At 38.9% G+C, this 13,348-nt stretch carries 12 protein-coding genes; 7 read left to right on the top strand and 5 right to left on the bottom strand.

Annotation, left to right across the window (positions count from 1 at the left end; all coding sequences use genetic code 11):
• The first annotated feature begins 80 nt into the window (after positions 1 to 80).
• The 7 genes from rfbA to CS937_RS17590 are packed head-to-tail and all read left to right on the top strand — an operon-like array spanning position 81 to position 6,824.
• Positions 81 to 1,013, top strand: a complete 933-nt coding sequence (gene rfbA, locus CS937_RS17620) for a glucose-1-phosphate thymidylyltransferase RfbA (RefSeq protein WP_099159775.1) — start codon at positions 81 to 83, stop codon at positions 1,011 to 1,013.
• Positions 1,006 to 2,040, top strand: a complete 1,035-nt coding sequence (gene rfbB, locus CS937_RS17615; RefSeq protein ID WP_099159774.1) for a dTDP-glucose 4,6-dehydratase — start codon at positions 1,006 to 1,008, stop codon at positions 2,038 to 2,040. The genes rfbA and rfbB overlap by 8 nt, the downstream gene beginning before the upstream one ends.
• Complete coding sequence (locus tag CS937_RS17610) at positions 2,019 to 2,978, top strand: glycosyltransferase family 2 protein (protein ID WP_099159773.1); 960 nt, start codon at positions 2,019 to 2,021, stop codon at positions 2,976 to 2,978. Before rfbB ends, CS937_RS17610 begins: the two co-directional genes overlap by 22 nt.
• A gap of 2 nt (positions 2,979 to 2,980) precedes the next feature.
• Entirely contained in the window at positions 2,981 to 3,670 is a 690-nt protein-coding gene (locus CS937_RS17605; RefSeq protein ID WP_099159772.1) for an N-acetyltransferase, read from the top strand.
• A gap of 3 nt (positions 3,671 to 3,673) precedes the next feature.
• On the top strand, positions 3,674 to 4,039 hold the full coding sequence (locus CS937_RS17600) for an EamA family transporter (protein ID WP_099159771.1): 366 nt from the start codon (positions 3,674 to 3,676) through the stop codon (positions 4,037 to 4,039).
• Positions 4,040 to 4,048: 9 nt separating this feature from the next.
• On the top strand, positions 4,049 to 5,170 hold the full coding sequence (gene rffA, locus CS937_RS17595) for a dTDP-4-amino-4,6-dideoxygalactose transaminase (RefSeq protein WP_099159770.1): 1,122 nt from the start codon (positions 4,049 to 4,051) through the stop codon (positions 5,168 to 5,170).
• The gene (locus CS937_RS17590) at positions 5,133 to 6,824 is read left to right on the top strand and encodes a DUF6044 family protein (protein ID WP_099159769.1); all 1,692 of its coding nucleotides are present in this window, start codon (positions 5,133 to 5,135) and stop codon (positions 6,822 to 6,824) included. The genes rffA and CS937_RS17590 overlap by 38 nt, the downstream gene beginning before the upstream one ends.
• 46 nt (positions 6,825 to 6,870) lie before the next feature.
• On the opposite strand, the gene CS937_RS17585 is transcribed toward CS937_RS17590, so the two are convergent.
• The 5 genes from CS937_RS17585 to eutB form a co-directional block, all read right to left on the bottom strand.
• The gene (locus CS937_RS17585) at positions 6,871 to 7,962 is read right to left on the bottom strand and encodes a tartrate dehydrogenase (protein WP_099159768.1); all 1,092 of its coding nucleotides are present in this window, start codon (positions 7,960 to 7,962) and stop codon (positions 6,871 to 6,873) included.
• Positions 7,963 to 8,502: 540 nt separating this feature from the next.
• Positions 8,503 to 10,053 carry a Na+/H+ antiporter NhaC family protein gene (locus tag CS937_RS17580; RefSeq protein ID WP_099159767.1) on the bottom strand — a complete coding sequence of 517 codons (1,551 nt, stop codon included), beginning with the start codon at positions 10,051 to 10,053 and terminating at the stop codon, positions 8,503 to 8,505.
• Between the two features lie 33 nt (positions 10,054 to 10,086).
• Positions 10,087 to 11,220, bottom strand: coding sequence for an alanine racemase (gene alr / locus CS937_RS17575; RefSeq protein ID WP_245835792.1), 1,134 nt, complete (start codon positions 11,218 to 11,220; stop codon positions 10,087 to 10,089).
• A gap of 42 nt (positions 11,221 to 11,262) precedes the next feature.
• Positions 11,263 to 12,084 (bottom strand): D-amino-acid transaminase, encoded by an 822-nt coding sequence (gene dat / locus CS937_RS17570; protein ID WP_342748240.1) that lies wholly within the window; start codon positions 12,082 to 12,084, stop codon positions 11,263 to 11,265.
• A 27-nt stretch (positions 12,085 to 12,111) separates the two neighbouring features.
• Positions 12,112 to 13,101: a hydroxyectoine utilization dehydratase EutB gene (eutB, locus tag CS937_RS17565; RefSeq protein ID WP_099159765.1), complete on the bottom strand. Its 990-nt coding sequence runs from the start codon at positions 13,099 to 13,101 to the stop codon at positions 12,112 to 12,114.
• Positions 13,102 to 13,348 lie beyond the last annotated feature (247 nt).

Genomic DNA, 13,348 nt, shown 5'->3' with positions numbered 1-13,348 from the left:
TTTCACCAAAGTAGGTAATAGCGTAATAGAAGAACACTTTTTTAAATTCACCAAAAAACATAGGTGTAGGAGTGATATTCATGAAAGGCATTATCCTGGCTGGAGGAAGCGGCAGCAGATTATCACCGAGCACAAACAGCATCAATAAACATCTGCTAGCAGTTTTCGATAAACCAATGATTTATTATCCATTATCGGTATTAATGTTAGGCGGTATGAAAGAAATTATGATTATCAGTACCCCATATGACAGATCCAGGTTTGAGGAATTACTAGGGGATGGATCTGCCCTAGGAATTTCACTGACATACAAAGAACAAACTGAACCAAATGGGATTCCAGAGGCATTCATTATTGCTGAGGATTTTATCGGTAAGGAAGATGTCACATTAATTCTTGGCGATAATATCTTTTATGGTCAAGGGTTCACAACATTGTTAAGAGAGGCAATTAAAAATCATCGTTATGCAACCATATTTGGATACAGAGTGAAGGATCCTGAACGTTTTGGTGTTGTGGAATTTGATCATCGTCAAAAAGTCATTTCGTTAGAAGAAAAGCCAGTAGAACCAAAATCCGACTTTGCTGTTACGGGATTATACATTTACGATCATCGTGTGGTTGACTTTGCAAGGAAGCTACGTTTTTCAAAGCGTGGTGAATTAGAAATTACAGACTTAAATAAGGAATATTTAAAACGAGGACAGTTGGATGTTCAATTATTGGGAAGAGGATTCGCTTGGATGGATGCAGGGACTCATGAATCGTTGTTTGATGCTTCAGAATTTGTGAAGAATATTCAACAACGTCAAGGATTTAAACTTGCTTGTCTTGAAGAAATAGCCTATTACATGGGATATATAAATAAAGAGGTTTTATATAAAAAGGGAAAATCAATGGAGAAAAATGAATACGGAAAATACTTACTCGAAATAGCCGAACGTAAACATACACAACAATACTGGGAATCTATTGATCGTAACCCAATGTTAGGGTTGGTTGAAAATGAATAATCAACAACCAACACTTCTCGTAACCGGCGGGGCAGGTTTCATAGGGGCAAATTTTATAACGTATTTTTTGAAAAAATATCCTGATCATCAACTTATTAATTTAGATAAACTCACTTATGCAGGATCGACAGCTAATTGTCGAGAGGTAGAGAGCCTTGATAATTATCACTTCATTAATGATGACATTGCAAATCAAAAAGTAATTAGTGAAATTTTCGCAAGTTTTGATATCGAGGGAGCTATTAATTTTGCTGCCGAGTCTCATGTTGACAGGTCTATACAGGACGCAAAAAAATTCATCGAAACAAATGTGTTAGGAACAAATGCCCTTTTGCAAACAGCCAAAGCTGCATGGTCAAAGCAAGGAGTCCTTTCCAACAGGCGATTCCATCAGATTTCAACAGACGAGGTTTATGGTTCTTTAGGAACTACAGGGAAATTTCACGAAAACACACCATATGATCCCCGTAACCCATATAGTGCATCAAAGGCCAGTGCCAATCTGCTTGTGAAAAGCTTCGGCTATACGTATGGAATGAATGTTGTTATCTCTAGTAGCTCAAATAACTTTGGGCCTAAACAACATGTTGAAAAACTTATCCCTACGATAATTTCAAAAGCACTAGCATTACAAACTATCCCTATTTATGGAGATGGTCAAAATATAAGAGATTGGCTTTATGTAGAGGATCATTGTCGCGCATTGGATCTCATCTACCATCATGGAAACACCCTTGAGACGTATAATATTGGTGGTAGTAATGAACGGACAAATATTGAAATCGCAGTAACTGTTTGTGAAATTCTTGATCAATTGAAACCGGAACTCAAAGCGGATACTTCTATTGGTAGTTATAAAGAATTAATAACCTTTACCGAGGATCGTCAAGGTCATGATAGAAGATATGCTGTTGATGACACAAAGTTACGAAAAACATTGGGCTGGGAACCTATCGTCTCATTAAAAACTGGACTTAAGCAAACAGTAGATTGGTATGTGAATCAATGGAACAAAATAGCCCTTTAATTTCTGTAGTTGTTCCAGTTTATGGTTGTAAGACATGTTTGCAGGAGCTTTGCAATCGCGTTGTAGCTACCATTGAAGCAATCCCAGCCCAATTCGAAATAATCTTAGTAAACGACGCTAGCCCAGATGATGCTTGGGATACAATCAAACACTTAAGTAGGACAGATAAGCGAATCAAAGGAATGGATCTCGCCCGGAATTTCGGTCAGCATCATGCTATTACGGCTGGTCTTGATTATACGAGTGGTGATTGGGTAGTTGTAATGGATTGTGACCTGCAGGACCGACCAGAAGAGATTGAGAAATTATACGAAAAAGCAATGGAAGGGTATGACGTTGTATTTGGCAACAGAATCGAGCGACAGGATAGATGGATGAAACGAAAATCATCTCAATTTTTTTATCGTATGTACGATTATTTTACAGGGCGATCATCTGATCATACCATTGCCAATTTCAGCATTAACTCAAAAAAAGTAGTAGAGAGCTTTCGCAGAATGAGAGAGCAAAATCGCTTTTTCCCACTATTTATCCAATGGATGGGATATAAAAATGCTACAGTACACGTTGAACACAATGCTAGAAAGACAGGAAAAACATCCTATAACCTTAAAAAATTGATTACGCTAGCTACCGATGCAATCATTTCTCAATCCAACAAGCCACTCCGTTTATCTATCCAATTCGGCTTTTTAATTGCTTTTGCATCATTTATTTACGGTGTGTATTTGTTTGCAAGGTACTTTTTCTTAGCCGAACCTGTTCAAGGCTGGACCAGTGTTATGGTTTCCATCTACTTTATCGGAGGTTTAATTTTCTTCAACATCGGTGTTCTTGGATTATATATTGGAAAAGTATTCAATGAAACCAAAGGAAGACCGCTTTATTTAATCCGTGAAACAACTGATGAATGTAACGATATTGATGAAAAGAGCTGATTATGGTGACAACTAATTTAATACCAACGCCATGGGATAAACGAAATTTTAGGATTAATACGTATGAAATTACCTCGATGGATGAGGAAGCACTTCAAGAAACTGTTACGCACGAAGGTCATTTCACTATTAAAGTAAACCCATTAGAGAATCCCGAAAAACTGTTAAAATACGGTTTTTATTATATGGACACATTGATCGAACCTGTTTGCAAAAAAGAAGATTTAATTAGCTATAACCATAAAGACATCTCTATTTCGAAGGACTATCATACAGAAGAGGTGCTTACTATTGCTGAGGAAGCATTCATGCATGGTCGCTTCCATCGTGATTTTCACATCCCTTCTTCTCTAGCTGATTTACGTTATGTTAATTGGGTAAAGGATTTACATGAAAAGAAACAAATTTTTGCTCTCTATTATCAAAATAATATAGCTGGATTTTATGCTTTTGAAGACGATAAAGTACTTTTGCTCGGGATAAAAGAAAAATTCCGCAATAAAGGGTTCGCAAAAACCTTTACTAGCCAAGGATGTTTAAAGCAGTTCAAGTATGGACATGAAAAATTAAGAACATCCATTTCAGCAGCAAATGTGGCCTCGCTGAATTTATTTTATTCGCTTGGATTTAAATTGAAAAATACGATGGATGTGTACCATAAATTGAATGGACCATCCCCTACGGAAGTGTAGATTATGGGATATGCATATATTTTCGGAACAATCTTTTTTACTGTTTACGGCCAATTAATTTTGAAGTGGAAAATTGATAAGGTTGGAAGTCTCCCGGAAGCGTGGAAGGATAAACTTATTTTCTTGTTACAGTTATTGCTTGATCCAGTCATTTTATCTGGATTCCTTTCCGCATTTGTTGCATCCCTTTTTTGGATGGCGGCGATGACAAAATTTAATATTAGTTATGCTTATCCATTTATGAGTCTATCATTTGTCCTTGTCTTTCTTCTTTCGGTGATGTTGTTTCATGAACCAGTGACAGTCCAAAAAGTAACAGGACTGTCACTCATTGTGTTAGGTATTATCGTTACGAGTCAATCATTGTGAGGTGATTATATGATTCCGTTTAATAAGCCATGTACGATAGGTAATGAGGAAACAGCAATAAAAGAAGCTCTGAAATTCAGTAAACTATCAGGTAACGGTCCATTCGGAAAGAAGTGTACAGATTGGCTGGAAAATCGTTTAGCATGTGAAAAAGCTTTATTGACTCCATCATGCACAGCCGCACTAGAAATGACCGCATTGTTAACCGAACTTGGTAAGGGTGATGAAGTGATCATGCCATCGTACACATTTGTATCAACAGCAAATGCCTTTGCGATAAGAGGAGCATGGATACGATTTGTTGATATTACACCAGATACACTTAACATTGATCCTAAGAAAATAGAAGAAGCAATTACGGAACGAACGAAAGCCATTGTCGTTGTTCATTACGCCGGAATTGCTTGTGACATGGACGCTATAATGGATATCGCTTACCATTACGGATTATGGGTTATTGAGGATGCTGCCCAAGCACTGTTAAGCACATATAAAGGAAAACCATTAGGATCCATCGGACACTTTGGGACCATCAGTTTTCACGAAACGAAAAATTATACGTGTGGTGAAGGTGGTGCATTAATCATTAACGATTCATCAGCAGTAGAACGTGCAGAAATTTTACAAGAAAAAGGAACAAATCGATCACAATTTAAAAAGGGAATGGTCGATAAATATACCTGGCGTGATATCGGCTCATCATTTTTATTGAGTGATTTGAATGCAGCATATCTTTATGTACAGCTCCAACATGCAGATTCCATCAATGATAATCGTAAACATTCATGGAGCAAATACGAGGAAGCTTTAAGAACACTCGACCCTATATCCCTTCCCTATGCCCCTGATAATTGTGAGCATAATGCACATATGTTTTATATCAAAACGAAGAATGAAACCGAACGTGATCAGCTCATTAATTATCTAAAAGAGAACGATATAATGGCGGTATCTCATTATGTGCCATTACACACTTCCCAAGCTGGGGAAAAATACGGGAGGTTCATTGGCAAGGATAATTATACTACAGCAGAGAGCTCGCGTTTACTCCGTCTACCTTTATACTACGGAATAGGAGAAGAGGCAATCGAACATGTGGTCAACACTGTACATTTATTTTACAAAGCATAAATTAATCGTGATCGCATGTCTCGTTATCCTTGCCTACCTGATGCCTTACTATGTACTGGGTGAGAATACCCATATCCGCGTTCACGATAATATGGACTCAAACATTGTATGGTATAAACTACTAGCAGAAAGTGGTCAAATTTTCTCTTTGACAGATGTAACCTTGCCAAATGTGATAAACGGACTGCCGAGAAGTTCGCTACCGTCTGCTTTTGATGCAATGGTCTGGTTGTATGTCATTTTCAAACCAATGACTGCCTATGCTATCGGTCAAACACTCATGAGGTTTGTCGCTTTTTTTGGCATGTATGTGTTATTGAATAAACATATTCTTCGTGAAGAAAAAATACCTATAATTACGGTTGGTTCAGCATTGGGATTTGCGCTGTTGCCATATTGGCCATCTGGCCTCTTATCTATCGCCGGATTACCATTAGCCCTTCATATTTTTCTGACGATCCGAAAGCTCGGAAAGGCAACACCGATATACTACTGGATTGTCTTATTTTTAATCCCATTCTTCTCTAGTTTCATATTAACTTTTGTATTCTTTTTAAGCTTGATGGGATTATTTTGGTTGGTTGATTGGATTCGGTTGAAACAGATTAATGGCTTATTTTTCACTGCGATTGCTGGAATGACAGGCGTTTATTTAATTAAAAATTACTTACTTATTTATGCAATGTTCTTTAAAAGCGACTTTACGTCCCATCGTAATGAGGATGACCTTGGACACAAAGATTTGTCTGGAACCTTCGACTTGTTCATGCATAATTTCGTCAATGGACACACCCATGATATGTCAATCCATTACGCGATTATTCTTCCAATAATCGGACTCGCGCTGTTAGTTGCTGCATACCACCATTTAAAACCAATACAGCTCATGATGTTTTTCTTTACCAATGTATTCCTTTCTCTTTGGTATGCGTTGTGGTATTGGGAAGGAATGCGTGTTATTAAAGATAGTTTCATGGTGGCTAACACATTTAATTTTAGCCGTATTCATTTTTTTGACCCTGCTATTTGGTATATTTGTTTTGCCATAGGCATGTTTATTCTATGGAAGCATTTAAAATTTGCAAAGCCTTTCGTTATTATTTTAATCGTGATCCAATGTTCCTTACTATTTCAGTTAAACGAGGAAAACAAATATAGCGAGATCGGTACACCAACATTCAAAGAGTTTTATGCAGAGAAATTATTCCAGAACATTGAAAATTATATCGGAAAGGATCAATCGAGTTATCATGTAGTTAGCATTGGTTTGCATCCAACAATTGCGCAATATAATGGTTTCTACACACTTGATACATATAATACTAGCTATCCACTATCCTACAAACATAAATTTAGAAAAATCATTGCTCCTGAGCTTGAAGAAAGTGCCACATTGAAAAATTATTATGATACTTGGGGCAGCAGAGCTTATATGTATGTCAGTGAATTAGGAAAGCATTATATGTTCACCAAAAATAGTGATAGGGTAATTCATGATCTTGATTTGAATACAGATGTATTGAAAGAATTAGGTGGGGAGTATGTGTTTTCTGCTTTACCAATTGAAAATCACACGGAGCTTGGTCTTCACTTGGAACAGCATTTTGAGGTGGAAGGATTACCTTGGAAAATCTGGCTGTATCACGTAGAATAAGAACGAATTAAGAAGAGTGCATGTTGAGTGCACTCTTTTTTAGAACTTAGTTCGTAAAAATTTCAGCGTCTGCATATGCAGTTAACAACTCAACAAACCGGTCTCCGACAGTTCCAGTTGAAGCACTACCACCCAAATCAGGCGTTAGTTGTTCTGTTTCATTAAGGATATTTTTAATACTGGAAAGTACAGCTTCTCCCCATTGTTCTTCTCCAAAAAAGTCCATCATCTGACTAACCGACCAAATAGCTGCAATTGGATTCGCTATCCCTTTTCCAGCTATATCCGGAGCAGAACCATGTACAGGCTCGAACATGGAAGGAAAATCTTTTTCAGGATTAATGTTAGCTCCCGTCGCAAGCCCAAGCCCACCAGTGATAGCAGCACCAAGATCTGTTAATATATCACCAAAAAGGTTTGAAGTAACAACGATTTCAAATCTTTCTGGATCTGTAACAAAATATAGACTAGCAGCATCGACAAGATATGAATACGTCTTCACATCAGGATATTCTTTTCCTATCTCGTCAAATACTTCATCCCAGAATACCATTGAATAATTCAATGCGTTGCCTTTACTAATACTCGTCAATGTTCTGTTCGATTTGCGCGCTTCTTCATAAGCATAACGGATAATCCGCTCTGTACCTTTCCGAGAAAACACTCCTGTTTGCAATACTACTTCTTCCTTCTTTCCTTTAAACAACCGATCCCCCGCTCCTGCATACTCTCCTTCACTATTTTCACGAATAACAAGGAAGTCTATATCTTTTTCTGTTTTCGACTTCAATGGTGTCAACGATTGTTTTAAAAGTGTAACAGGACGCAGATTTACATATTGATCAAAATCTTTTCGAATCCTTAGTAAAAGATCCCATAATGAGATATGGTCTGGAACTCCAGGATAACCAACAGCACCTAGATAAATGGCATCAACACTTTTCAGTTTATCAATACCATCATTGTCCATCATTTTACCGTTTTCAAGATAGTACTCACATCCCCATGGAAACATCGTAAAGGTAAAAGAGATGGTTGAATCCATATTTTCAATTGCTTTCAAAACTTTTACACCCTCCGCTATGACTTCCGGTCCTATTCCATCGCCAGGTATTAGTGCAATATTGAAATTCTTCATAAGTGGCCTCCTCAAAACCTTCAATTGAGTAATTTTTAAAGCTGGTTTCTAAAAGATTGTTGTTTTATTTTACATAAAAAACATAAACTGCGACGTAATTGGTGTGAGGTTACACATTTTTGAACGTTCTTTTGTCCCGCAGCCCGTATACACTACGCTTCCCTTAGGGCGGCTGATGAGCCTCCTCACGCTGACACGCTCCGGGGTCTCACCGATGCCTCATCTCCCCCAGGAGTCTCCGTGTATACGGACTGCTATATAATCTTTCAATTCCTCATTAAATCAAATGAGGATATAAAGCACAAACTAGTGGAGGAAATACACGTTGACTCCTGCGGGAAAGCGAAGACGCTGAGACCCCACAGGGAGTGATCTTTGCGAGCGAGGAGGCTCAGCGCGAGCCCGCGGAAAGCGATGTGTATTTCCGGAACGACAGCCCTAGCATTAATTTACGTCGCATTTTACTGAAACTACGAGGTTAAAAGCAAACAAGATTTACGAAAAGAGCCATTATAGATAAATTCTCAAGACATTTTTACCTTAAGCCCCAATTCTATCCTCCGCTTCCATGTATTTTTTTTCATGCCGATTTCCTAAATAGCGGAGTAGGATAAATTGGATTACAACGCCTGCAATCAACAAAACAATACTACTTCCAATCAACGAATATAATAAATATAATACACCTGAAATCCCTGCTGGCACAAGTGCATACGGAGCCTGTGTATTTACATGAGCGATGTGATCCGAACCGGCAAATATCGATGCCATAACAGTTGTATCGGAAATTGGCGAAACATGGTCACCAAAAATAGCTCCCGCAAAAACAGCTCCAATTACGATGTGGACAAGATCAATTCCACCAAATGTGTATGCTAACGGTATAGCGATTGGAGTAAGAATGGACATTGTCCCCCAGGATGTACCAGTTGCAAACGAGATAAACATACCAATAATAAATACTAAAAATGGTACAAGAGCTGCCGTCATCCAACCTTGCGTTGCATCAACCACAAACTCAGCGGTACCTAATTCGGATGTAACTGTACCAATTGACCATGCCAAAACAATAATAACAAGAGCAGGGAGCATTGTTCTAATCCCACCTAACAGCGTATCTTCACACGCTTTAAAACCCATACCTTGAACAAGCGCAAGAATGAGACCAACCAATGTCATAGCAAATGCACCCCATGTAAGGGCAATGGAAACATCCGTATCCGCCAATGCATCCATCATCGCTTTCCCTGTAGCCCCGCCACCGGTATACCACAACCCCCAAACACTTACTGAAATAAGCGCTACAAGAGGTAGGATAAAATTCCAGACACTTCCCTCTTTCGTAAATGGTTCACCCAAATCCTGATCAACGGAAGACAACGGTGTCGATCCCTCAGGTATCAGATTTCCAGTAGTTTGTGCACGATGTTCCGCCTTTGCCATCGGTCCAAAATCTTTACCAGCAATAATCATTGGGACTGCCAAGAGACAAAGAATCGCATAAAAATTCCATGGAATCGATTGTAAAAACGCGAAATATGGTTCTACACCTATGATACTTACACTAGCAAAGGCTGCTGCGATTAACGATACTTGAAAGCCAATCCAATCCGATACTGGACCTAAAGTAGCCATAGGAGCCGAGGTTGAGTCAATTATGTACGATAATTTTTCCCTGGATACTTTATGCTTTGCGGTAACGTCTTTAGAAGCATTTCCAACAATAACGGAGTTCACATAATCATTAAAGAAAATGATAATGCCTAAGAAGTATGGTAAAAATTGCACTCTTTTTTTAGTGGTTAATTTCTTTTCCAATACCCGGATAAGACCGTCAGATCCACCCGTTTTAAACATAAACGCAGCACCTGTCCCAAGTAACGCTGTCATAACTAGAAAACGTGCATTCCATGGATCAATCATAACATCCTTCATCCATGTGAATGTTACTGCAACAGCTTCAAAAGGATCTCCCCCTGCAGCGATTAAACCACCTACCCAAATACTGATAAATAGAGACAACAACACACGTTTTGTAATAATTGCTAATACCACTGCAACAATCGGCGGGATTACGGATAAAAAGTCCATGCATGATTCCCCCATTTCGTTTTAGAAGTTTTGTTACACATAAACACGTCTAATTCGTTGCGTCAAACTAGCCAGAACTTCATCCACAATACTATTCATCCAGTCTGCAATTTCACGAGCTGTAATTTCTTCATCACCTTGTTTACCCATGATAACGACTTCATCTCCAACATCAACACCTGGTATAGGCGTGACATCTAATAATGTTTGATCCAATGATACGGTACCAACAATCTTTGCTCTCTTCCCGTTGACGAGCATCTCTCCCTTATTTGATAAGGATCTCTGGTATCCATCACCAAGGCCGATTGGAACAATTGCAATCTTTTCAGTTGTAGTCGTTACATATTTTCCACCGTAGCCAACGGCAGTGTTTGGTGGTAGTTCCTGAACATGAAGAAGGTTCGACTTTAATGTCATTACCGATTTTAGAGGAACGACATCCTGTTGACGAAGGGCAGGTGGATACCCAAATAAAACAACCCCGGGCCTTACCATATCGAGGTGCATGTCTTCCCTCTCAATTGCGATGGTTGACCCTCCAACATGATGAATTGAAAAGTCGAATCCAGCCTTCCTTAAAGCTGAAACAGTGTTCATAAATAATGCAAATTGCTGTTCGGTCGTCACCCAATCCCCCTCATCTGCACAGGAGAAATGGGTATAGATACCTTCCCAATATAATCCCGGCAGATGATAACATGCCTTACAAAAATCGAAAAGACTTGCTGGATCAACCCCAAATCTGTGAAGACCCGTATCTATTTTTAAATGTACAGGAATGGTTCGATTTTGCTTCGTTGCTTCCTTACTAATATGCTCTGCCAGTTGTATGGAAGAAATAGAAGCTGTCAGACCATATGTAACAACATCAATTGCTTGCTTTGGGATAACGGAACTTAAAATATGAATAGGAACCGTAATCCCATTTTCACGAAGCAGTGCACCTTCTTCAACAGTAGTAACACCAATTCGATCTGCCCCAGCGTTAACAGCTTCACAACCAATTGGAACGATACCGTGTCCGTACGCATTTGTTTTTACTACTGCTAAAAAAATACTGTTTTTTACATGTTTTTTTAACATCTTCACATTACATCTAAAAGCCTTTAAATCCACTTCCGCAACAGTCGGGCTATGAGATGTCAAAATGAACGAATGTAGCACAGCACAGTCCCCTCCAATGTGTATTTATTTTTTTAGATTTGGTTAATAAAGTGAACGAAACGCTTGTAAAACTTTTTTCGTAATTTCGCCCGGTTTACCTGTCCCAATTGTGTGGTTATCAACTTTTAAAATTGGTACAACATCCAATTTAGTTGCAGTTATAAAAACCTCATCCGCATCCAATAAATCGCCAATCGTATACGTAACCTCATTTACCTTTAGATTTAATTCATCACATAATTGGAGCACTTTTCGTCTTGTAATACCATTTAAAATAAAGTTGTTTGCAGGGTGCGTGTATATTTCCCTACCCATCACGATAAACACGTTCGAAGCACTAGCCTCTGTTACCGTTTTACCACGATGGAGTATAGCTTCAATTGCATTATTTTCTACTGCTTGCTGCTTTGCAAGCACATTTGGAAGCAAATTAAGTGTTTTTATATCACATCGTAACCAACGAATATCTTCAGTGAGTACCGCTGTCGCCCCTTTATTTTCGATATCGGTCATTCGGTCTTCGGCTCTTGTATATGCAACTGTAACTGGAGATACATCTGATTTCGGAAACTCATGCAATCTTTCGGCCGCTCCCCTTGACACTTGCATATAGATAATCCCTTCTACCAATTCGTTTACCGCAACTAACTCTATCAATTTATTTTTCAAATCATCAATCGAACTTGGTAATGTAAGCAGGACTTCTCTAGCACTTCTTTCTAATCGTTCCAAATGTTCATCCAGCATTAGCGGATTACCATCATATACTCCGATAACTTCATAAATTCCATCACCAAATTGATAGCCACGGTCCTCAATGTTGATCAAGTTTTCCCTATCCATGATTCGATCATTAAACAACATTTTATTCAACACAAAAACCTCCCCTGATTATTCCGGGATATTGGAAATATACTTCTCTGCTATATCCATTATGACGGATGTATCAACACTTCCACCACTGACGACAACTACAACATGCGAGCCTAATCGAACCTTATGATGTAAAATAGCTCCAATTCCAGAAGCAGCTGCACCCTCAATTACCATCCGATGTTTATCAAGCATAAATGCCATCCCTTCAGCAATCTCATCCTCATCCAATAAAAGAATGTCATCAACATAATGCTGAACCATATCAAATGTATATTGATTGTTAAGTCCGATCCCACCTAGCAAACTATCAGCCAACGTATCCTGTTCCTCGATTATAACCGGCTTTCCCGCTTGGATACTCTCATACATCGTTGCCCCTTGTGCCGTTGATAGTCCAATAACCTGAATCCCTAGATCGGTTGATTTTAAAGCAATTCCTAACCCGGAATGCAAGCCACCACCAGATAGTCCTCCAATTACAGTATCCACTTCAGGTAAATCATCCAGTAACTCCAAACCAATTGTTCCTTGCCCCGCAATAATATATGGATCGTCAAATGGATGAATAACAGTGAGACCCTGTTCCCGTTCCAACTGATAACTACGCTTCTCAGCATCATCCTGGGACACACCACAAATTTCTATTTGTGCCCCTGAACGCTGTAGCGCATCCACTTTCGCTTTTGGAACCCGGTTTGAAATACAAATCGTTGCATTAATTCCTAGTTTTCGAGCAACATACGCTACACTCATCCCAAAATTACCAGTTGAGAATGTCGTCACACCACGCTGCCGTTCTTCTGGTGTCAAACTTAAAATCTTGTTTGTTGCACCTCTAATTTTAAACGAACCACTTACATTTAAATTTTCCAGCTTTAAATGAACGGAAGTCCCTGTAAATTCGGATAATGCAGGGGAATAAATTAAAGGAGATTTCTGTACTATTGAAGAAATCCGCTTCCGAGCCTCCCAAACATCACGCAGGACAACAGGTTTTTCTGCCATTCTATTCCCCCCTGTTGCTATTTATTCATTTGACTATTTAATACGTGATCCTCCCCTAAGTTTGGGCGGTTGATTATTGTTTTTGCACGCTTAGTTTGAGAGTTTGCACGCTTTTTTCTCGTTATTGCGCTCTTCTTTTGAATGATTGCACGCTTTATTCATGTTATTGCGCTCTTCTCTCCAGGGATTGCGCGTTTTATTCTCGTTATTGTGCACTGTCCCGGAGTTTGCGCGGTTTTTTCACTTT

The sequence above is a fragment of the Virgibacillus ndiopensis genome, from assembly GCF_900187325.1.
Taxonomy (GTDB): Bacteria; Bacillota; Bacilli; order Bacillales; family Amphibacillaceae; genus Virgibacillus_E; species Virgibacillus_E ndiopensis.
The sequence above is the reverse complement of the archived record's forward strand: the minus strand, read 5'-3'. Positions and strand labels throughout refer to the sequence as shown.